Here is a 21,910-nt window from a genome sequence, read left to right as displayed (position 1 = left end):
AGTAGCGAAAGAAAGTGATGTTTGTCACTTTCAAAAAAATGAGTGCAATCAGAATAAATTTCAGCCAAAGAAAGCTGTTTTTGTGATAAAATAGTCATGATATAACTCCTTTCAGGTTGATAGATTTGTTTTTTAGCAACTCAATTTTATCACAATCTGGTGAGGAGTTATATTTTTTTATGTCAGAAATATCCCGTTATTATGCGGGCTGTGGCGTTTTGCAAACGCCTAGTTATAAAACAAGTTGGAGGTATGAATGAGTTGATCGATCTGGGTTTTCAAGGCTTCATTATATTTTTTGTTTTGATAACCTAAGGCAAACACGCCAATGCCCGCTGCAAAATCAAGATATTTTTTTCCTGCATCGTCAACGAGATAAACCCCTTCCCCGGATTCTAATACAATCGGATAACGATTATATGTTTTTAAGAAATAGTTGTCAGCTTTTTTAATGGTCTGATTCATTATTTTACACGTCCTTTCAAATTTGTTTGTAATTGTAACATACGGCTCTTTTAATTGCAAGTAACAACTATTGCTTTTATCAAATATTGCAAGCGCAAATCAAACATGCTACAATAAACACAGCTTAAAGGAGGTGGCTGTTATGAATCGAGCACAACCAAAACAATTTAGAGAACAAATACGAATCCTGGAGCGAAAACTGGGACTCTTGAAAAAAAATAATGGCAGCTGCTGCGCCGCCGTTCTGACCCTGGCCCAATGCCATGCTGTAGTGGAAATCGGCCGTATTAATAGCATTTCTTTAAAGGACTTAGCCGTCATCCTGGCCATCGATATAAGCACCACCAGCCGCACCGTGGACGGACTTGTAAAAAAGGGATATGTCCAACGCACCCCTTCACTTGAAGATCGGCGCAGTGTTGACATATCCCTGACTGAATCTGGTATGGTTATATTTGAAACGATTGAAAGCAATAACGATACTTTTTTTGCAGATATTTTTGATAACATCCCCAATGAAGAAAAAATGAATGTCCTTCATGCCCTTGACGTCATTCTGGCCGCTTTTGATCAGGAATCTTAAGCCCGGTTGCTATAATTAAGTCCCCCCTGCTACTCGCGTTCTTTTAAAATCTCTACCAGGGAAATCTTTTTCAAATGTCTGCCGACCATAAAATTCACGATGGCGTAAGCACTTAAAATAATCGCCACCATGATCAGATAGGATTGGGGTGACATGGTGGCATTCATGCCAGCTGAAACATTGGATACCATATAAGGGTAAATCTTATTAATTATCATTTTAGAGGCCGGAATGGCAATAAGGGTCGTGAGCGCAACCGTATAAAAGGTGGTGCCCAGGTATAGCTTTTTTATTTCCCGTTCATTATAACCAAACACCTTGATTAACGAAATGCTGAAGGCTGATTTATCAATCATCATTTTTACCAGTAAATACATCACAATCGCAAAAAGTAGTACCGATGCGGCCAGAATGGTAATTACTAACCCATACATCATGGTGAACATTTGTCTGGCCGCAGCGACCATTTTATCGACCGTTATGACCGTGGCAATTCTTCCGGCTTCAATATCCAGTTCCTGATCAGACATCAGGGTATTATAGTAGTCCTCTTCCTGTCCAAACAGCTCACGCATATCTTTAATATCCATGAAAATATAGAGACCACTGGCAAAATTTACCACCGCTTTAACCCTAAAATTATAATTTCGATCGGTCAGATTATCGAAAAGGGTAATCTCCTCTCCGACCTGATAACCGAACTTATTAGCAACTGAGTCAGAAATGACCACCTCATTTTTTTCGCCATCCAGCGAAAAATCAAAATAGGGGTTTTGATCATCAATGCCCTGAACCGTCACGTCCATCTCCCCCCCGGTCAAATAAAGGTCTGCGGTTAAAGACTCGGTATAAGCTTTAGTGGCATCAGTGGGGGCCGTTTCCATCGGATACTTCAGCAAGTAAAGATAATTGTACTCAACGTCGGATGCCACATTATTGACATAGGCACTAATACTCCCATAAATACTAAAGCCAAAAACCATCAGTAGAATAGCAATAGAAAGTCCACAAAACAGGGTGATGTTTCCCCGGATTTCACGTAATAATTGTCGAATCCGATAGCGATTAATAAAACCCATCTCCTTCAGGTCGATACTTGTCAGCTGATGCTGTTTCTTTTCTCGTCTGAGCAATTTAAGCGGCGCTAAGGATAGTTTGCTGTTGATAACTGTATAATTGACAAGCAAAGCAATCAGGATCGGTAGCAAAACACCATAAATCAAAAGATAGGGTGGAAATACCATGGCATATCCGGGATAAGAATAGTAGGCAACATTCTCCTTAATATTTTCGCCAATCAGCATAAACCCTAAGCCGGTCCCCAGCATTGCTGCTGCAGTGACAACCAGCATCGGCAGGATCATAAAATGTTTGAGTAGTTCTTTTTTTACATAACCCATTGAATAGAGCGCCCCGATCACGGCACTTTCCTTATCGATGGTATGAATCACAAATACTGAAATCATATAGGCAATTAGGGTGAGTATAATAACTCCCGCAATTAAAGCGGAGTTTTTATTGATGGCGGCATCGCTTTTACAGCTTGTAATCCGTTGATTATCACCAGCTTCTAAAAAAGTGATTAGATTGACATATTGATAAGCCATATTTTCATTGATAAAATTGGTGACCTGATTTTTTAGTTCTCCCATTCCACTGTTTAACTCGGCCGAGCCATTACTCAAGGTATTGACCCCATTTGCCACAGCCTCACTGCCTTGATGCAGACTATCTGCGCCTGCTGACAATTCCACCGACCCGGAATAGGCCGATTCGACACCATTGGTATAGGCTGTTAGTCCATCTTTAAAGGCTTTGTAGCTATCCAGTTGCGCTTTCATGGTATTTAGCACAATCACAGTATTCGCATCGGAGCCGTCAAGGGCTTTGGTCAAGCCGTCAATCACGGACCGGTAATTGTCGCCGGTAACGGTGACTGTCATCCCCATCTTTTCAAATTCGCTGTTTATCTGAGCAATCATCCCCTGAAAAACATCGTCAGCTGCTTTATTCAAAGTGGCATTGTAATTTGTCAATTCTTCTAAACCTGAGCTCAATTGATCGGTGCCACTTACCAGACTGCCTGCTCCTTCTGCCAATTCATTGGTTCCCTGTTTGAGTGAGTTGGCTCCATTTGCCAGTTTTTGCGTCCCATCTGCCAGATCATTAACGCCACCGGATAAATCATTCTTGCCTTTTTCAATGGTATCGATGATTTCTTGCATATATTTATTGGCGACCTTTGTTTTATCAAAATCCAGATCAACTAATTTTTCTTTTAGTTCTGAATCAGTCAGTTTCCCATCCAATTTATAGCTATAATTATATTCAACATTGATATCTTCTGCTAACAGTTGATTAAATTCCGACTCAGATACAAATCCGATGCTGAATTGTTTTAAATCCGCCAACACATCCGAAACATTTTGGACAACATTGGAATAATCCGGCACTGTTCCGATCCCGGTCACCAGATAATTCTTTTGATCTACCTCAATAGATTGGCCAACCCTTATTCCATGCTTTTCGGCATAGTGTTTCTCCAGAACGATTTCACCCCTTTGATCGGCCAGTCGTCCCTCTTCCAGCTCAATGGTATTGATACTATTTCGATTCTTAAAAATCCTGAGAACCGATTTCTCTGGACCGGACAAATCAACATAGAAGGCTGCTTCGGTTCTTGCGCCCAACTTTTTTAGTTCCTGCTGCTGGTTTTCGGTTAGGGGAACATAAACCGAAAATTCTCCGTCTTCCAGTTGATTCTTTTCATTATTTTTATCAATCGTATAATTGACCACATCCGTAGAGCCAGCCATACTCACGACCAACCCCAGCGAAAAGATGATTAAAAATGCCAATGCTCCATATCGTACCCAGTTTTCTTTTAATTCCCGGATGATTCGCTTATTTAAAATCATAGGAAAACCTACCATTCCAGTTGACTGGCCGGTTTTAATACCGTGTTGGCGTAGTCTTCACTGATTTGACCGTCTTTGATTTTGATGACACGATGAACCATCTCTTTAATCGCAGTATTATGGGTAACAATGAGCATGGTGGTACCATATTTTTTATTAATCTTCTCAATCAGCATCAGAATTTCCCGGGATGCCTGATAGTCCAGCGCTCCGGTCGGTTCGTCACACAATAACAGTTCGGGGTTCTTAATCAGTGCTCTGGCAATGGCACACCGCTGTTGCTGCCCTCCCGATAATTGGGTGGGAAATTTTTTCTGATGCTCGCTTAACCCCAATACTTCCAGCAGTTCATTAATATCCAATGGGGTTTTTGTCAGGTATTCGCAAACCTGGATGTTTTCTTTAACCGTTAGATTGGGAACAAGATTATAAAACTGAAAAATAAAACCCAGCAAATTTCGTCGGTATAGTGACAATTCTTTGGAATTCAGCTTGGTGATTTCAATGTTACTTATTTTTATACTACCGCTATCGATGGTATCCAACCCGCCGATGGTATTAAGCAGGGTCGATTTCCCCGATCCGCTTGGCCCCAATATCGCACAGATTTGACCCTTTTGAATGCCTGTGGATACCCCTTTAAGCACTTGGACATAGCTACCTCCTTCGCCATAACTTTTTTTAATGTCATTCACTTCAATAAACATTTTTACCCCTTTCATTTTTTTAATATCAATGGTTTTTCTGAAACTTATTATTGTAGATTAGTCAAAACAATTTGATGTTTGCGTAGCATAACAGTGTTATGTTTAATGCAAAAATAAAATTGAATTCCGGATTCGAATTCAATCGTATTTTCTTTATTTGAAATTTTATCAAATCACTTTTTTAGTATCGCCAACCAACCTCCGGTCAGGTATTTGGCAATGACCTCTGCTTGAATTAAGGCTTCTTCTAAAGTCAATCCATGGGTCAGCAATTGAGCAAAGGACGACGTCTCCAGATGCGCCAACCAATGCATGGTGTAGGGATTGATCTCATTTTTTTTGCCACTTTCAGAACTTATGTGATCTAAAAATTGCAGCGTGTTTTTTTCCATTAAGTCGACCAGTTCATCATAGAAATTCTCATATGCTGATCCATTGGCTTTACTGAGAAGTAAAATAAACGCATCTTTATTGGCATACATATAGGTTACAAACTCTCGCCCCTGCTCTATCCCATCGGCAATTAATGCCTCTGGGGTCGTTTTTGCCTCCACATAAATAGCCTGCTCTTTTTCAGTATGATGGATAATGATCATTTTTATTTCATCAGCAACTTTTTTAACTAGTGCCGCAAACAGATCGTTCTTATCTTTAAAAAAGAAATACAAGGCTCCCGTTGTAACCCCGGCTTTTTTGCAAATCTTTCGCATTGACGCTTTTTCGTAGCCCAATTCAAGAAACTCATCCTTGGCAACTTCTAACAATCGTTCTCGTGTTTCTGTTTCATTCCCCATTTTGCACCTTTAGTCTAACTATTTTAGATAACAGTGTTATGTTATCATGATAAACCCCTGCTGTCAATCCTTAGCGGTTTCCTGGAGCCATTTATAATTGGGGCTGTTTCGTCATATTTCTTTTTTCATTTGCCGCAATGGTTTTCGTTGGTGTATACTCATGATGAGTACGTCAAAATCCATTAAAGCAGGTGAATCTTATGCCCGAACTACCAGAAGTCGAAACCGTCCGCCAAACGCTTAAGAATTTTATTATTGGCAAAACAATTAAAGAAATCCAGGTTTATTATGATCCGATTGTCACCGGAGATTCCGATCATTTTGCCAACACCTTAACCGGCCAAACCATCTGCGATATTGATCGGATCGGAAAATATCTGATCTTTATTCTGGATCGTGATGCCTTTATTTCTCATTTACGAATGGAAGGCAAGTATAATATCGTCGACGCATCAACGCCGCTAAACAAGCATGAACACCTGAACTTTATCTTTCGTGATGGCTCTGAATTACGTTATCAGGACACCCGTAAATTTGGTCGTCTGGAACTGGTCAACAAAGACACCTATCGTCAGGATCTACCGCTTGCCAAGCTTGGCCCCGAGCCCTGGGATGCCGATCCTGAAGCGATCTATGCCAAAATAAATAAGAGCAATCTGCCGATTAAAACCTTGCTATTGGATCAAACCATTATGACTGGTATCGGCAATATCTACGCCAATGAAATCTGTTTTACGATGAAAATCGATCCCCGCACCCCGGGAAAACGTCTCAGTAAAAAGCGGGTTGCCGAGTTAATCACCGTATCCCGGGAAATTTTGGAACAGGCCATCGCCCAGGGCGGCACCACCATTCATTCCTTTGATGCCAATGGCATTACCGGTTTGTTTCAGCTGCAGTTAAACGTCCATACCCAAAAAATCTGCCCGGTATGTCAGGGAACCATCACCAAAGAAATGGTTCGTGGCCGGGGCACCTATTATTGTAAAACCTGCCAGAAAAAAAAGGGTTAGACACCATCGGCTCCACATGATTACTTATCCCTGTTTTGTCATTAATGATTGCCGGATAACCACGCATCCGCCCGGCAACAACCATAAAACCACATTAAGAATTAAAAAACCGTCTCCAGGCGCCCACAAAAGCGCTCCAGGAGACGGTTTTTCTCAATAAATTGATCTGGACAATCTCCCAGGAGGAGTGTTACCCAACGTTTTAAAATCGTGTCGGTGCTGACGGCTATTTCATCTCCAGCACGCCTGGCTTCAGCAGATCCTGGCTGTATAGGCCATTATTTTCCCAATAATATGCCTCCGCTGCTGGCATCAGATGATAGAATTTATAGTAACCGATCTGTCGGTCGCCATTCCGGTCGAATTTGAGCACTCCACCAAGACCATGAAAGCCAGCTTTGGCAAGATATCCGTTAAGTACCTCAGGACTTACGTTACTGCCTTCCTGAAGATAAGCACACCCCAGTAACCAAATCCCATCAAACGAGCTAATCAGACTTTCCTTAAGCGGACTGTCAACTTTCAGTTCATCATTGATGACGTAGTAAAGTGGATCAAACTTATCCCCATAGGGACTAAAATCAATTGTTGTGTAATCAAGCTGAGCAGCCGTTTCGGCAGCCTCCGAATCATTTTGCAGGGCCTTTGACGAAGCCGAACTGTCGGTACCGTACCATTTAAGCTGACGTAAGTTACTGTCTTTTGGCAACGCTTTAAACAGTTCCACCACTTCATTGTACGAAACCGTCAGAACCGCCGTTTTAGCTGGATCACTGGTTACCAGTGCCGCCTCTGCCATCGATACCGGCATGGCCAGATCCGGATTAGTGGCATCGTAACCGAGGGCCACAACCTCTCCGGTAAAGCCAGCTTTCATCTGATTGACCATCGCCTGACCATAGCTGTCATCGGCATAAAGGATAATCAGCTCGTCAATCCCCCGCTGGGCCAGCAGCGTCGACAGCGCTTTGGTCTCAACGCCATCATTTAGCACCAGACGATAGAGCCGATCAGTCTGAGCCAGCGCCATGCTTGATGAAAGCGGCGAGATGGCCGTAACCCCGGCCGCATCAAATACCGGCTTAACAGATTCTAACTCAGCACTGTTAATTGGTCCAATAATACTATTTATTCCCTGCGCCGTCAGGGTCTTAGCTGCCGCAACGGCCTGAGCATTGTCACTGCCTGTATCCTCGACCATAAGAGTCAGGCTTAAATCCGTGTTGCGGCTTTTTGCATAATTGTTAAACTGATCCACCGCATATTCAAGGATCATTTTTATTTCTTCACCATTCTCACTCCGGTTTCCCGTTAGCGGCAATAATGCGCCTATTTTGACTTCGCCACCAATTGGCGAAATTTTTTCTTCAATCGTCTGAACAATCGGCTCGCCGGCTCCAAGGCTGACAACATGGCCCATACACTTCCAGCGGTAGGCATCACCCTCTTTGATGCAAACGTAACGCATATACTTTGAGCCCTTGGTATCACCATTTTCGTCCATCGTGTTAAAGGAGCCAAAAGCATTACGAAAGTTTGCCGCCTGGGTTACCAATCCGGATTTTAAAACCTCATACTCGGGGTTTGCTCCAACCACGCCGTAGGTATCGGCCAACAGCCATAAGGCATCCCAGGTTGTGATTGCATAAGGGGAATCGTCACTGGCACCATCAAGCCGGGCTCGCAGATAAGGCAGGGCATCAAGATCAATGCCCTGATCTCCCAGGGTTAACCCCTCCATTGCTGTTTGTTCCAGAAAAGCCGCCACTTTCTGGTTCTCAACAATTGTCTGATTACCGATAATATCAGCGCTGGCATACCATTTCATTGCCGATAGCTTTTGATCATCTAATAGATTGACAATCAAATCAGCCGCCATCTGGCTGGGCGCCACCACGACCACCGCCGTCGACGTATTGCTCGCTCCGGCTGCCAATGACTTAATTGTCTCAGAAACGGTGGGATTTTTGGCGCTCTCAGCGGTAATTGCCACTGAGCCAAGAACCTCTATGTTCTGGGCAAAAGCCATTTCATTCAGATAATCGTTATAGCCCCGACCATAGGTGTCATCAACAAAGATCGTTATCAGACTGTCGATCTGCTGGCCATTTTTAATGATCCGGGTGAGACCATCAACCTGACTTTTGTCGGTGCCAACCATTCGAAAGAAGTGATCCGGCAATGACAGTTCTCTGGCCGTTGCCGACGGACTGAGCAGCAGCATTCCATTGGTATTGGCGTAGTCCAGCACCGCCAAGGCTTCCTCACTGATCATCGGACCGATTACCGTTGTGATTCCGGAATTTTTCAGGTTTTCCAGTTCTGCCAGCGCGGTGCCCGGATCACTCTGGGTGTCACGGATTTCAAGCTCAATTTTTAGGCCCTGATCGGCGAGGTATCCGTTGACATAGGGCAGTGTTGCCTCAAGGGCTTTGTTGGCAGCCGTCCCGGTGGCCTTCCAGGTACCGGTTTCCGGAAGCAGAACTCCAACCTTGATCGTCGCAAGATCCGTCACATCAGCCGTCTTTGGCAGCAACGCCGATGCCCCCATGGCCAACACAAAAACAAGCAATAGCGTAATGACTGATTTTTTCATTGTTCTCCTCTTTTCTTTTATTCGATACGTAATCGATTTTTCATCGTTCAACTTATTAGACGAAACGAATTTAAAAACAGCGTTTTTGTCTCAATGGGCGATAACTGTCCGGTTTCTGCCCGAGTGCTTGGCCTGATAGAGGGCGTGGTCGGCGTGATTAATCAGGGCATCAAAATCAGTGGTTGTCTGATCACGTTCTGCCACGCCAATACTGACTGTCACCGTGATGCATTTTTCTCCAAATATCGTGGTCTTTTGTGCCACTGCTTTCCGGAAATCCTCAGCTTTTGCATAGGCCTTTTCAGCATCGGTGTTTAACAACACAACCGCAAACTCTTCTCCGCCAATCCGGCCGACAATGTCGGTACCCCGGAAGGCCTCCTTAAGCATCGCTGAAAAATTTCGAAGTACGGCATCGCCGCCATGATGACCATACGAATCGTTGATTTTCTTAAAAAAATCGATATCCATCATCAGCACTGACAACGTTTCCTGGACGGATCGGGCCTGCTGGTCGGCCTTTTCGGCACACTCCCTAAAGCGTCGTCGATTATTGAGACCGGTCAGCTCATCAGTATTGGCGATTTCTGTCAGCCGCTGTTTTAAACTTTCCCGCTCCGTAACATCTTCAAAGGTGATCAGGTGGCCAACGGTTTCTTTTTTGTTTTGAATACTGCGGATGTTGACGTTAACATAACGGTCTTCTTTGGCAACAATAAAATGACAAACCTGATCCTCCGAATTCTTGATACGCTCCCATAAATCCGGATGTTTCACCAACAGAATTTCCAATTGTTCTTCTTTTAGCGAGGCATTGAACCAGCTAAAAAACTTGATGCTGGCTTCGTTAAAGTCGACAACCCGATAAAAACGATTGACGAGAATCAGGCCAGCACTGCTATCCTCAAAAACCCGTTCCCGGGCCAGATCTTTAATTTCCAGAAAATTATAGCGTGTTAAGGATAAATTGATTAACAAAACACAGGGCGGCAAAATCAATGCCGTGTAGTCAATCCCGATGCCGAAAAGATTCACCGTTACCAACAGCAATGCCAGATATGGCAATACCGAAGCCAGCAGCAGTAGTCTGAACTGGATTCTTTCATCACCCGTGCTGTTTCGAAAACGCTGAAAATAAAACCAGGTACATAAAACCAGGGTAATCAACACATAGGCCGTCTGAACATAATACCAGGGGCCTTTGATCAACAACATGTAGTTGACCCCCATAAACTGATGAATCCCAATTTGGCTGTAATATAAATGATGCCAGTCGTTGGATAGGCGCAGCAGAAATGTGAAAATCGGAATCGCAAAGACCACCAGACCACCAAATCCCTGGAGGAATTTGCCCTTGCCGGTGTACAACATGCTCACCATTAACCACAACGCCGGAAAAAACGGAATCCCGAAATATTGCACCTGATTCCAAAAATACATATCCTGAAGCGAGCTGGCATTGATTTCCACCAGATAACCCAGCAGATAAATCTGCAAGGTCAGACTGAGTGCCCCAAATGCCTTGGCATAGCTTGATTTACCCCGGACAAACGAATTGATAAACATAAAGGAAAGCAATAGAACCCCAATGTATAGATAAATACTGACAAATTTAATAATCATTTTGCTTTTTAGACCTCCTGATCTGGTTCATTTGTCTGATGTGGCCTCTATCAAACGTACGATTATCCCACTTGGATTCGAACACATAAACAAGCGGGAGATGTCCCTACCAATTAAGATGAATTATACTTTAAATACTAACAAAGCACAAGAAATGAAAAAAACAGCGGTCAACCCAAACCCGCTGTTTTTCTTATCCATTATTGACTCAGTCCTGACTTGGCCGCATCTCTTTGTCTGGAACCATCGCTTCCTCCCGTACCCGGGACTTTTTACCAATCAGCCGCAATAGCGTTAATACCGCGCCAAACAGACAGATCGCTGCCGCTGTCGTATAAACGATTTGCATACCATTAATAAAGGCGCCATTTTGGCCAACCACATAATCGGTGACCCGGTAGCCCAACTCCCCGCTCATGCTGCCATAAAGCAAGGTGGTTGCCAATGCAATCCCACAAACCATCCCCATATTCCTTACCAGGGCATTGATGCTCCCGGCAATCCCCAACTGATGTCTACTTACCGTCGACATGATCAGGGAATTATTTGGCGACTGAAACAAGCCCATCCCCACTGATAAGATGACAATAAAAATAACCATGGTCATCAGGGAAGACTGCTCCGTCAGGGTCGCCATTAAAAATAAACCCAGACTGATCAGCAACAGACCGATGAAGGTTAACAATTCTGAGCCAATTTTATCAGAAACATGACCGCTGAGTGGCGCCAGAACGGTTAAAATCAAGGGGAAAATCATCATCACCAGCCCCGCCTGCTCCGGTGAATAGGTCATCACATCCTGTAAATAGAAGGGCTGAATAATACTGTTGCAGAAAAGTCCCACAAAGGTAATAAACGCACAAAAGATGCTTAGTGAAAATAATTTATTCTTAAAGATAGCCAATGGAATCAAGGGGTTTTCACGTTTTTGTTCGACCCTGATAAAAGCAATAAACGACAGGATTGAAACGATAAAGCCCGTTAGGATCAGCGGATTTAAAAAGCCCAGACTGGGTACCTGCCCCAGGGCCACAAATAAGGGCACGATACTGAACATGAACAGAACTGCCCCCAGCACATCCAACCGCTCTGTGGTTTTTTTATTACTTCTTGGCAGCAGCTTAAGGGCAAAGAATAGAACCACTACCCCCACTGGAACATTGATCAGAAAGATATATTCCCAACTGGCGGCCCCGACAATGATGCCTCCCAATCCGGGGCCAACCAACGATCCCAGGGCTACGGATGTGCCGGTTAAACCCAGGGCCTTGCCCCGCTCAGTGGCCGGAAAAACCTGGGTGATAATGCCTTGATTATTGGCCATGGTTGCAGCGGCGCCAACCGCCTGAACAATCCGGGCACCAATCAGCACCGGAAAGGAACTGGTAATCCCACAGAGCAGTGACCCCAGGGTAAACATGGCAATACCAAAGGTGAAAATTCTGGTCTTGCCCAGCATGTCTCCCAGTTTTCCAAAGATCAAAATAATTCCGACAATAACAATCAGATAGCTGGTCACCACCAGCTGAATCTGTGCGGTATCGACATCCATTGCCCGGGCCATCTGAGGCAGCGCGACATTGACAATGCTGCTGTCCAGGGTGGCCATAAAGGTCGACATTACTACAATCAGCAGAATCGGCCATTTATTTTTTTCATAACTTTTTTCCATTTATTCCTCCTCGGCCCTGAGCTGCTGGGTTCGCATAAAGATTTTTTTCATCGCTACCAGGGTCACAGCCTTCTCTTCCGGGGTTAAATCGACTGAGATCAAGTCCACAATCTCCTGAATTTCTTCGTGCATCCTGGGTAATACAGCTCTGGCTTTTTCGGTCAGATACAATTGATAGGCCCGACAATCCCCATCTTTACCGACTTTATAAACATATTCCAGCTCAATCAGCCGTTTAATCGTGCGGGTGGTCATGGCCTTGTCGTTGCCGATTTTTCGGCTGAGCTGATGAAGACTGACACCCTCATTTTTCTCCAGAATAAAAAGATAGGGCATTGAACCACTGCTTAAGCCATATTTTTTCATTACCTTGTCCAGTTGAATCTGATTATTGCGAAATATTTTATTATTGAGCATAATAAAATGCATGTTTTCAATTTCCAATTGTCCTACTCCTTCTAATATTGACTTGTCAACATTATTATAATTCCTTTGCGTTGAGTTGTCAACTTTTTGCCGACGTTTCCATATCTTGCTCAGCGATTCTTTGAATCTGATCGCTGCTACCGAATCATTCTCATAAAATATGTTACATGCTGTCTATTTTATCCACTTCTGATTATACTTCTCCCCATTGCAATAACGTCACAATGAATTAAATTCATTTAAAACAAAAAATTAAATTGAATTTACTAAAATGATTGGATATAATATTTGAGGTACGTAAGCAGATTCGATTGAATACCCAGGCTGTGAAGAGTAACAGCATCTACAAAACGTAGATCAGCGGTAAAATCATTCAAGGAAAAGTGGTGAAAAATGACCTGAATTATTGTTTAAACACATTTTAATTTATGATCAAAGGAGTATTACATGAAGTATGAAAAAACCTTGGTGTCGAGGATTCTACTGACAGTTGTTTTGCCTGTTGCTTTTATTTTTCTAGTAACCGTTGGCTTATCACTGTATGTCCTGAGCCTGAACTTCGACCAGTATTTTACAATCCCAAACAGCATAATCCTGATTTATGCACTCGGATTGCTTGTCATCGTTGGCGTGATTTTAGTGGGTTTTAATAAAACCTCGAACCAAATAACTCAGCTAACTAAAATTGCCAATCGCATCGTTGCTGGTGATGTTGACATAAACCTTGAAGCAACGCAGACCCACGACCAGCTGGGTCAATTAGGTTACACCTTAACAGAAATCGCCGGGACTATTAAATCTCAGGCAGATATTACAAGCCGGATCGGTGCTGGTGATCTTTCCGTCGCAATAACCCCAAAATCCGAAAAAGATCTGCTGGGGAACAGTTTGCAACGTATGCAAACCGCAATGTTAAATCTCGTCGATTATCTATCAATGCTGCCAGAAAGCATCAAGCCAGGATTTGATTTGGATCAGAAACACAACGATGCTTTGGGGGGTGATTTCAAAAATGCGATCACCCGGACCAATCAGGCCATCGAAATACTGGCCTCTGAAAAAGACTTCTATGCAGCAATCCTGGATGCGATGCCATACCGTGTTACCGCCGTTGACAATGATTTGAAGATTACCTTTCTCAATAAAGCGCTGGGTGACTTGATGAAAAAAACCGGCACTGCCGAACATCGGGAAGATATGTATGGTCACGCCTGTTCTGATTGTAATCTAGAGATCTGCAAGACCGAAAATTGTGGCGTTACTGCATTTAAAAAAAGCGGTCGAACCGAATACCCCTTTGAATTCAAAGGCCGCTATTATCGCATGGACACGGCTGCTATTCTTGATAAAGATGGCTCTACCATCGGCTATCTGGAAATCTCTCACGATACAACACCAAATGAAAGCGTAGCCCAGTACACCAAAAAAGAAGTACTCCGTTTGGAGCAAAATCTGGAACGATTATCACTCGGTAACCTGGATTTTGATCTAGACATTCAGATACCCGATGAATACACCCATGCCACCCACGAACAGTTTATGACCATCGAAAAGAACTTAATCTGTGTGAAAGAATCCATTGGTGATCTCATCGCTGATGCCACCCAGCTGACCCGAGCCGCAATTCAGGGCGAGCTGGAGGTCCGGGCCGATGAAACCCGTTTTAGTGGTTCCTGGCAAAAACTGATTAAGGGCATGAATGGAATCCTTGCAAAAATTTCAAAACCCATTAACGAAGTGGCGGCAGCATTGAATGATATGTCTGAAGGAAATTTAAACGCGACCGTAACTGGCACCTACAAAGGCCGTTTCGATGCCCTGAAAACCGCCGTCAACACCATGGGCAGCCGCTTCAGAACGGTCGTAACTGAAATTTCAGCTGTGACTGAAGAAATCGGCAACGGCAATCTGAGCATCGATGACATGCGTGTCTACCGAGGCGATTTCAATGCCATTTCTATTTCGCTTAATGCGATTATTAAAAAGTTAAATGATCTCCTTGGTGACATCAACAATGCGGCTGAACAAGTTAATACCGGTGCCAACCAGATTGCTGACAGTAGTCAATCCTTGGCCCAGGGCTCCACCGAGCAGGCCAGCTCGATTCAGGAGTTAACCGCATCCATCGCTGAAATCGCCGACCAGACGAAACACAATGCCGTTGATGCCAATAAGGCCCGAGCATTGGCCGCTGACGTCATGGAAAACGCTGATAAGGGTACTACTCAAATGATCAGAATGCAGCAATCGATGATCGACATGAACAAGTCCTCTGATGATATTTCTAAAATTATAAAAGTCATTGATGATATTGCCTTCCAAACCAATATTCTGGCGCTCAATGCGGCCGTTGAAGCGGCCCGGGCCGGACAACACGGCAAAGGTTTTGCCGTCGTCGCCGAAGAAGTCCGGACCTTGGCTGCCCGCAGTGCCGATGCCGCCAAAGAAACAACCGGACTGATCGAAGGGTCCATCCAAAAGGTTCAGGAAGGAACAAAAATTGCCGATGAAACAGCTGCAGCACTTGATGAAATTGTCAGTGGCATCGATCAAGTTACCGGTCTGATTGGCAATATTGCCACCGCCTCCAATGAACAGGCCACAGGCATTGCCCAAATCAACCTGGGAGTCGAACAAGTTGCCCAGGTTGTTCAGCAGAACTCAGCCACCGCCGAACAAAGTGCCGCTGCCAGTGAAGAATTATCCGGCCAATCGGTTTTATTAAAACAGATGATTAATCAATTTCAACTGAGATAATCCACAATAATTTGTCAATTACACTACCAACGCAAGGCCACCACATTAAGTGGTGGTTTTTGCGTTGGTATGTAATACAAATCAGATAATCTGTAAATCTCTCATTCTAATTAAGGTATCTTTCTTCAGATTGCCGTTCATTCTTGACTTTGTTATGAAAAATCGCTAGGATATAGCTTAGACAAAGAATCATCATTCGGACTAAAGTATCATCGGGTCTATCACGACGCCTATTTAGGAAGGTAAATTTATGGAAAAAGAAATCAGTCGCAGAGATCGAAAAAAACGCCAGGTACTCACTACTCTCGTCGATGTGACAATGAAACTGTTTATTGAAAAAGGATTTGCAGAAACAACCATCGCTGAAATTGCATCGGCTGCAGATATTGGCACGGGCACCTTTTATAATTATTTTCATTCAAAAGAAGATGTTCTGAGATATGTTTTGACAAAAAATCTGGATGAAACAAAGGACTCCCTGGAAGAACTGAATCGCTCTTCCATGAGTCCTCCGGAAAAAATCTCTCAAATTCTGTTAACCATCGGTAAAATTTTTAAAGAAAATCAGCAATTATTTAACTTATGCAATCGCCATCTTTCTCTGATGGGGCCACCCCATGGAACTGAATTTAAAGATATCTTGGTAGCCATAATCCAGGAAGGGCGAATAAATGGCGATTTCAGAAATGATGTACCCATTGAAATGATCACCGAACTGTTTATGGGTTTAATCAAATCTGCCCTTACCAGTCATGCAAAAATTTCTTTTGAGGAAAACCTCAACTATAAATTGAAACTGTTTATGAATGGACTTTTAACAAAATAATACGGCAATAAAACGTCAGCTTGGTGTCTCTTATGGACCTTATTTTAATAATCTTTTTAAACCTGCCGCATCGACAAGCCGATTCACCAGATCACCGCCAATGCCGATGACGGTTTCCTCATGCGTGAATTCGGTGATTTTTTCATCAAAAAGAATAGTGGCCTGAGCTGGCAGCTCCTCATCGCCATCCCAAAATAAAAATCGAATTGGCATACAGACAAAGGCCATGGCCTGAAATCCGGCGTCTGAATTTGGTAACCGTTCAAACCCCAGTTTTTCTGCCGCCTCAATCAATTGCTCTGTTTTCCCTTCAAAGGTTTTGGCAAAAGGCATCAGGGTTGATTTTTTAAAGGCCGGACTAAATGGTGCTGCACCCCGGAGTTCATGAAGAGGAATAAAATTACCAGAATTTCTCGGTGCTTCTTTCGAAAAATAAAACAAATGATAAATAGCTGACTGAGTATAAAAATCCACCTCTTCCTGGGGATTTTCAAGATTATGAATTCTGGCATCCACTCGGTTAATCTCGTAATTGACACCAAAATAAGTAATCGGTAAATTATTTTCATTGTATCCGGGCAGTCCTAAGGCCGCATAACGTTCTTCATAGTCAAACTCCAGCGCCTTTAGTCGCCAATATTCACATACATTTTTATAATTATCTTGTTCCATCTTCAGTCTCCTCCATTTTATTTATGCTTAGCGTTTACAAAGTAGCAGGAGCTTAACCCGCTGTTTCGCAATTTATTATTCTTTAATCAGCAATTAACAATTATCTTGAATATATTCATTTATGAATTTATTCATAAATATATTATCTTCATTTCTTTATTTTGTCAACAACAATCCATTCAATCACTATCTTTTTCTCATCTCAAAAAACATGCTCCACCGCCGTCACTTGGATGTTTTTTCTTTTTAAAATCATACAACGAGTATAACGTTTAGCTATTGATTCTAAATTAATCTTGTCAGATCGGACAAATATTTGCAAAAAGAAAAAACAGCCGACTGATATAAAGTCCGCTGTTTTTTATTTGGGTGAGGTGGATGTTATTACCTTAATAATTTAGTCCATGAACCTTGAAATAAGGTTGAAAAGAAAGCTGTCTCCTAAAGCTTGATCAAATGTCCTTGTCAATCAGGGGAAAATCCCCTTAATCTCTTCAGCATAAATCAACCGTTTCAGAGCGATGATATAGGCCGCCATCCGCAATGAACACTGGGATTGCTGACTTTCTTCGAGAATTTCAATAAATGCGGCTGACATAATTTTCTCCAGGGTTTTATTGACCTGCTCCCGGTTCCAGGTTAAGATCTGAATATTCTGAACCCACTCAAAATAAGAAACAATCACCCCACCGCTGTTAGCAAAAATATCCGGCACCAGTACGATGCCCCGTTCTTCCAATAGCGCATCGGCGGCCACACTGGTCGGTCCGTTGGCGCCCTCAATGATATAGGAACATTGCAGTTTCTCGGCATTTTCAGCATTGATCTGGTTCTCCAGCGCCGCCGGAATCAGTACATCACATTTGCAGGTCAGAACTTCTTCATGGGAAATATGACGAACCCCGACCTTCTGATAGTCTTTTAACTGCTTACCTGTTTGCTCTAAAAACTCCGATATTTCGTCAGCATCCAAGCCGTTTTCGCAGTAAATTCCTCCCGAAACATCGCTTAATGCCACAATTTTGCTGCCCCGATGAAAAAGAATCCGGGCGGCATTGCCACCGACATTGCCCATCCCTGAAATCGCCACGGAGACATCCGCAAGCTTCTTGCCATCCCGCTCCAGAATCAGTTTGGTACTGATGGCGACGCCCCGGCCAGTGGCCGAATTACGTCCTTTGGAACCACCCAGCTCCAAGGGTTTGCCAGTGACCACTCCAGGGCAGGGCTTGCCTTTTAGCATGCTGTAGGTATCCAGAATCCAGGCCATCGTTTGGGAATTGGTATTTACGTCTGGGGCTGGAATATCCATATCCGCACCAATTAGCGGTTCGATGGCAAAGGCGTAACGTCTGGTCAGTTTGCGCAGTTCCCGTTGAGAAAGCGTATTGGGATCAACCCGCACCCCACCTTTAGCCCCACCGTAGGGAATATTAACGACTGCACATTTTAACGACATCCAGGTGGCCAGGGCCTTGACTTCATTTAAATTACAGTCCTGATGAAAGCGGATCCCGCCTTTAAACGGCCCCCGGATATTGGAATGCTGAACCCGATAGCCTTCAAAAACCTGGACTCTTCCATCATCCATTTCTACCGGCAAATAAACCTTTGTTTCCCTTTGGGGGTTTTTGATGATATCAAACATATACTGATTCATCCCGCCAATTTCCATTGCCTCTGTCATTACATCTACCACGTTCGAATAGGGATCATAGAATTCGCTCATACACTTGTCTCCTGCTTATAATTTGTTGCGGCACATCAACTGAAAACAATCATAAACTTAAAGCATTTACATTGTCAATCACTCAACACAAAACGATGATACCTAATTATTTTAAGTGTATTCACCTAATTTAAAAAGTTTTTTCACTTCTTTACTTAATTTAATTATGTTACAATATTGTAACAAACATCGACTATTTTACACTAACAATTCATTTTCAATTATTTTCAATAATTCAGGAGACTAAATAATGAAAAACAAACAATTGGACGCCATCGATCTGCAGATATTAAATCTGCTCCAGAAAAACGGCCGAATCTCAATCAAAGAACTGGCCGCTCAGGTCTATCTCTCGTCACCGGCGGTTTCTTCCCGGATCGAACAACTGGAAAAGAATAATTATATTAGCGGCTATCAGGCGGTAGTGAATCCCATCAAAATGGGCTATCATATCAAGGCCTTTGTCAATCTGGAGGTTGAACCGATCCGCAAAAAAGAGTTCTATCCCTACATCCAGGGCTGCAATAATGTGATCGAATGCAATTGTGTCACCGGTGATTATTCGATGCTACTGGAAGTTCTTTTCCCCAGCACCAGCGAATTGGACAGCTTCATCGGCGAACTGCAACGATTCGGCCGAACTAAAACCCTGATTGTCTTTTCAACTTCGGTGGAGCATCGGGGGATTGAGTTTGCTTTGGAATAAATCGGAGGCAAACATTTTGATTGCCTCCGATCATCTGCTGATAAGCCCGTGTTAATTTTTTAAGCCCTTACCATAAGATTTTTTCCGTTAATTTTTACTTATTTAAGCAGCATCTTATTGACCGCATTAATCAGCGCCAGGGCACTGGCCCGCATCACATCCTGCTCGATGGCTTTACCCGAGAACAACTGGTCATCGCAGCGAATCTGGGCGGTGACCTTGCCCAGACTCCCTTTGCCCCGACTGAGGCTGTTGATCCGGTAATCGATGAGTTCAATGGGCGCCCCGATAGCTTCCATAATCGCTCCATAAAGGGCATCAATAACCCCGGATCCGCTGCGGCTGCTCACCACTTCCTGCTCACCTTTTACCAGCCTAACTGTTGCTACTGGTAACCCTCCGGTCACCTGTAGCTGATAATCAAGTAGCTGCCATAATTCCGGGCTCGTAGCACTGCTGGGAACGCCACTGTTTTTCAGCAGGGTCAGGACATCATTGTCGTAGATTTCTTTTTTGGCATCGGCCATCGTCAAAAACTGCTGGTAGATGGCTGCCACTGAGACCTCAGGAATATCAAAACCCAGACGCTTTGTGACGTGCATAAACGCATGTCGGCCTGATCTGGCAGTGAGGACAATTTCCATTGCCGGTGCTCCGGTGGTTTGTGGATCCATAATTTCATAAACATCCTTGGATTTGAGCAGCCCATCCTGATGGATTCCCGAGGAATGAGCAAAGGCATTTTCCCCAGTGATGGCCTTGTTGACCTGAATATCCAACCCCATGGTGGCACTGACCATCCGGGATGTTTCATAGATTTTTTTGGAGTCCACCGTGGTATGTCCGCCATAATAAGCCGGGTGGAGCGAAATCCCCATGACCACTTCTTCCAGTGCGGTATTGCCGGCCCGCTCACCGATCCCATTGATGGTACATTCCACCTTATCCGCCCCGTTTTTAACCGCTGCCAGGGTATTGGCGGTAGCCAGACCAGTGTCATTATGACAATGAACACTGAGCATCACCCTGGGATCGAGATTTTTAAGCCGATCATTAATGCGGTAGATCAGCTTGCCAAATTCCTCAGGAATGGCAAACCCCACCGTATCCGGCACATTAATGATGGTGGCACCAGCCTTAACCACCGCTTCAATGGTTTGCCAGAGATACTCAAACTCCGAGCGGCTGGCATCTTCCAACGAATACTGAACCTGGGGTAGCAGACTGCTGGCATATTTAACTGCGCCGACACCCATCTCGATAACCTGCTCCGGTGTTTTCTTAAATTTCTTGGCGACGTGAACACCTGATGAACCCAAAACAATATGAATCAACGGATTTTCGGCCGCCCGGATACTCTCATAAATGCAATCAATGTCTGCTTCCACCGCCCGACCCAGGGCCGCAATCCAGACGTCCTGGCCGATTTTTCGGCTAATCGCCCGAACGGCCTCAAAATCCCCCTGGGATGACGACGGAAAGCCTACCTCCATCATATCGACCTTCATTTTGGCAATCTGCTGGGCCACCTCCAGCTTTTCGGCCAGATTCAATTTGGCCCCCGGCACCTGCTCACCATCTCTTAAGGTGGTGTCAAAAACATAAATTTTTCGTGACATACTCTTTCTCCTTTTATGAATATAGTTTAGATAATTTAGAAACAAAGAACAATGATTGCTTTGTGCTCAGTTTCCACAAACAATTTTGTAACGTGTAGGCGAACAGTTCATCGAACTGTCCGCCGTACAGTGTAGAAATTCGCGAAGGCAACGAGCCAATCACAAGCTTGCTTGTAGTTGGCGACTGCCCGCGACCTCGAAGAAATTCGCATCGCGATTTCTTCTGGTGTTTCGTGCGAAACTGATCGCAAAGCTCACGGCACTTTCTTAATTACCTAATTTGGGGTAAAAAAAGCTCCCTTATCATCTCAATCAGAGACGAAAAGGGAGCTTTCCGCGGTACCACTCTTATTCATACAGACCCTGTATGCACTTTATCGATACCCTTTACTGCCCCTGAAGATTCTTTTTCGTCTAAAATTAGTGTATAAAAAAACGCCTGTCTCAAACGAGACAGACGAAAAATCTGCTATACCACTCTTTTTATAAATCTTCAATACGGGCTTAATAAAACCGATATCCATCCCCTGTAACGGTGGGCTTCCGTCTTAACCTAATTTTCGCCGACTCTATCGGCGCTGTTTCAGCAAGCAACTCCGAGGTGAGTTCATCATCTTCTGATTTCTGCTTCACACCACCCAGCAGATCTCTGCAAATCATCCAACAACTACTATTCCGCATCTACGTCTTTCTGATATTTTATTCATCATAAACGAATCAAACCCGTTTGTCAACCCAATAAAGCAGAAAAAGCAGCCGTTTATAAACAGCTGCCAATGATAGTGAAGTGAAAAAAGATGTCGA

16 protein-coding genes and 1 other annotated feature are annotated in these 21,910 nt (G+C 43.7%); of the genes, 5 read left to right on the top strand and 11 right to left on the bottom strand.

Annotated features, from left to right (window positions below; all coding sequences use genetic code 11):
- Positions 1-228: 228 nt before the first annotated feature.
- Entirely contained in the window at positions 229-465 is a 237-nt protein-coding gene (locus BI182_RS03265) for an aminotransferase class III-fold pyridoxal phosphate-dependent enzyme (protein ID WP_353744734.1), read from the bottom strand.
- A 142-nt stretch (positions 466-607) separates the two neighbouring features.
- On the opposite strand from BI182_RS03265, the gene BI182_RS03260 reads away from it, so the two are divergent.
- Positions 608-1,048, top strand: coding sequence for a MarR family winged helix-turn-helix transcriptional regulator (locus tag BI182_RS03260; protein ID WP_070369613.1), 441 nt, complete (start codon positions 608-610; stop codon positions 1,046-1,048).
- 29 nt (positions 1,049-1,077) lie between these two features.
- Here BI182_RS03260 and BI182_RS03255 read toward each other — a convergent pair whose 3' ends face one another.
- From BI182_RS03255 to BI182_RS03245, 3 genes are all read right to left on the bottom strand, one after another.
- Positions 1,078-3,966, bottom strand: a complete 2,889-nt coding sequence (locus tag BI182_RS03255) for an ABC transporter permease (RefSeq protein ID WP_286805508.1) — start codon at positions 3,964-3,966, stop codon at positions 1,078-1,080.
- Between the two features lie 8 nt (positions 3,967-3,974).
- Complete coding sequence (locus BI182_RS03250) at positions 3,975-4,673, bottom strand: ABC transporter ATP-binding protein (RefSeq protein ID WP_286805506.1); 699 nt, start codon at positions 4,671-4,673, stop codon at positions 3,975-3,977.
- A gap of 173 nt (positions 4,674-4,846) precedes the next feature.
- Positions 4,847-5,467: a TetR/AcrR family transcriptional regulator gene (locus BI182_RS03245; protein ID WP_286805504.1), complete on the bottom strand. Its 621-nt coding sequence runs from the start codon at positions 5,465-5,467 to the stop codon at positions 4,847-4,849.
- 200 nt (positions 5,468-5,667) lie between these two features.
- On the opposite strand from BI182_RS03245, the gene mutM reads away from it, so the two are divergent.
- Positions 5,668-6,480 (top strand): DNA-formamidopyrimidine glycosylase, encoded by an 813-nt coding sequence (mutM, locus tag BI182_RS03240; RefSeq protein WP_286805502.1) that lies wholly within the window; start codon positions 5,668-5,670, stop codon positions 6,478-6,480.
- 226 nt (positions 6,481-6,706) lie between these two features.
- Here mutM and BI182_RS03235 read toward each other — a convergent pair whose 3' ends face one another.
- The 4 genes from BI182_RS03235 to BI182_RS03220 form a co-directional block, all read right to left on the bottom strand.
- Positions 6,707-9,076 carry an ABC transporter substrate-binding protein gene (locus tag BI182_RS03235; RefSeq protein WP_286805500.1) on the bottom strand — a complete coding sequence of 790 codons (2,370 nt, stop codon included), beginning with the start codon at positions 9,074-9,076 and terminating at the stop codon, positions 6,707-6,709.
- 90 nt (positions 9,077-9,166) lie between these two features.
- Entirely contained in the window at positions 9,167-10,699 is a 1,533-nt protein-coding gene (locus BI182_RS03230) for a histidine kinase N-terminal 7TM domain-containing diguanylate cyclase (protein WP_286805499.1), read from the bottom strand.
- 208 nt (positions 10,700-10,907) lie between these two features.
- On the bottom strand, positions 10,908-12,371 hold the full coding sequence (locus BI182_RS03225; protein ID WP_286805497.1) for an MFS transporter: 1,464 nt from the start codon (positions 12,369-12,371) through the stop codon (positions 10,908-10,910).
- Positions 12,372-12,815 (bottom strand): MarR family winged helix-turn-helix transcriptional regulator, encoded by a 444-nt coding sequence (locus tag BI182_RS03220; protein WP_286805495.1) that lies wholly within the window; start codon positions 12,813-12,815, stop codon positions 12,372-12,374.
- A 429-nt stretch (positions 12,816-13,244) separates the two neighbouring features.
- Here BI182_RS03220 and BI182_RS03215 point away from each other — a divergent pair, with 429 nt between their 5' ends.
- Together BI182_RS03215 and BI182_RS03210 are read left to right on the top strand one after the other, a co-directional pair.
- A complete protein-coding gene (locus tag BI182_RS03215) occupies positions 13,245-15,554 on the top strand; it encodes a methyl-accepting chemotaxis protein (RefSeq protein ID WP_286805493.1) in 2,310 nt (769 codons plus the stop codon).
- Between the two features lie 250 nt (positions 15,555-15,804).
- The gene (locus tag BI182_RS03210) at positions 15,805-16,380 is read left to right on the top strand and encodes a TetR/AcrR family transcriptional regulator (protein WP_286805491.1); all 576 of its coding nucleotides are present in this window, start codon (positions 15,805-15,807) and stop codon (positions 16,378-16,380) included.
- Positions 16,381-16,419: 39 nt separating this feature from the next.
- On the opposite strand, the gene BI182_RS03205 is transcribed toward BI182_RS03210, so the two are convergent.
- Together BI182_RS03205 and BI182_RS03200 are read right to left on the bottom strand one after the other, a co-directional pair.
- Complete coding sequence (locus BI182_RS03205; protein WP_250934475.1) at positions 16,420-17,052, bottom strand: DUF3786 domain-containing protein; 633 nt, start codon at positions 17,050-17,052, stop codon at positions 16,420-16,422.
- Positions 17,053-17,521: 469 nt separating this feature from the next.
- A complete protein-coding gene (locus BI182_RS03200; RefSeq protein WP_286805488.1) occupies positions 17,522-18,781 on the bottom strand; it encodes a Glu/Leu/Phe/Val family dehydrogenase in 1,260 nt (419 codons plus the stop codon).
- A 265-nt stretch (positions 18,782-19,046) separates the two neighbouring features.
- On the opposite strand from BI182_RS03200, the gene BI182_RS03195 reads away from it, so the two are divergent.
- Positions 19,047-19,487 (top strand): Lrp/AsnC family transcriptional regulator, encoded by a 441-nt coding sequence (locus BI182_RS03195; RefSeq protein WP_349680220.1) that lies wholly within the window; start codon positions 19,047-19,049, stop codon positions 19,485-19,487.
- A 98-nt stretch (positions 19,488-19,585) separates the two neighbouring features.
- Here BI182_RS03195 and BI182_RS03190 read toward each other — a convergent pair whose 3' ends face one another.
- Entirely contained in the window at positions 19,586-21,106 is a 1,521-nt protein-coding gene (locus BI182_RS03190; protein ID WP_286805485.1) for a 2-isopropylmalate synthase, read from the bottom strand.
- Positions 21,107-21,417: 311 nt separating this feature from the next.
- Positions 21,418-21,799: a binding site (T-box leader), on the bottom strand.
- Positions 21,800-21,910 lie beyond the last annotated feature (111 nt).

It is taken from the genome of Acetobacterium sp. MES1 (assembly GCF_002237635.1).
Lineage (GTDB): Bacteria > Bacillota > Clostridia > Eubacteriales > Eubacteriaceae > Acetobacterium > Acetobacterium wieringae.
This window is presented reverse-complemented; position numbering and strand designations above follow the sequence as displayed.

Coding starts and splice junctions, on each gene's coding strand:
- BI182_RS03265 (WP_353744734.1), bottom strand. CDS start 465: ATGAATCAGACCATTAAAAAAGCTGACAACTATTTCTTAAAAACATAT.
- BI182_RS03260 (WP_070369613.1), top strand. CDS start 608: ATGAATCGAGCACAACCAAAACAATTTAGAGAACAAATACGAATCCTG.
- BI182_RS03255 (WP_286805508.1), bottom strand. CDS start 3,966: ATGATTTTAAATAAGCGAATCATCCGGGAATTAAAAGAAAACTGGGTA.
- BI182_RS03250 (WP_286805506.1), bottom strand. CDS start 4,673: ATGTTTATTGAAGTGAATGACATTAAAAAAAGTTATGGCGAAGGAGGT.
- BI182_RS03245 (WP_286805504.1), bottom strand. CDS start 5,467: ATGGGGAATGAAACAGAAACACGAGAACGATTGTTAGAAGTTGCCAAG.
- mutM (WP_286805502.1), top strand. CDS start 5,668: ATGCCCGAACTACCAGAAGTCGAAACCGTCCGCCAAACGCTTAAGAAT.
- BI182_RS03235 (WP_286805500.1), bottom strand. CDS start 9,076: ATGAAAAAATCAGTCATTACGCTATTGCTTGTTTTTGTGTTGGCCATG.
- BI182_RS03230 (WP_286805499.1), bottom strand. CDS start 10,699: ATGATTATTAAATTTGTCAGTATTTATCTATACATTGGGGTTCTATTG.
- BI182_RS03225 (WP_286805497.1), bottom strand. CDS start 12,371: ATGGAAAAAAGTTATGAAAAAAATAAATGGCCGATTCTGCTGATTGTA.
- BI182_RS03215 (WP_286805493.1), top strand. CDS start 13,245: ATGAAGTATGAAAAAACCTTGGTGTCGAGGATTCTACTGACAGTTGTT.
- BI182_RS03210 (WP_286805491.1), top strand. CDS start 15,805: ATGGAAAAAGAAATCAGTCGCAGAGATCGAAAAAAACGCCAGGTACTC.
- BI182_RS03205 (WP_250934475.1), bottom strand. CDS start 17,052: ATGGAACAAGATAATTATAAAAATGTATGTGAATATTGGCGACTAAAG.
- BI182_RS03200 (WP_286805488.1), bottom strand. CDS start 18,781: ATGAGCGAATTCTATGATCCCTATTCGAACGTGGTAGATGTAATGACA.
- BI182_RS03190 (WP_286805485.1), bottom strand. CDS start 21,106: ATGTCACGAAAAATTTATGTTTTTGACACCACCTTAAGAGATGGTGAG.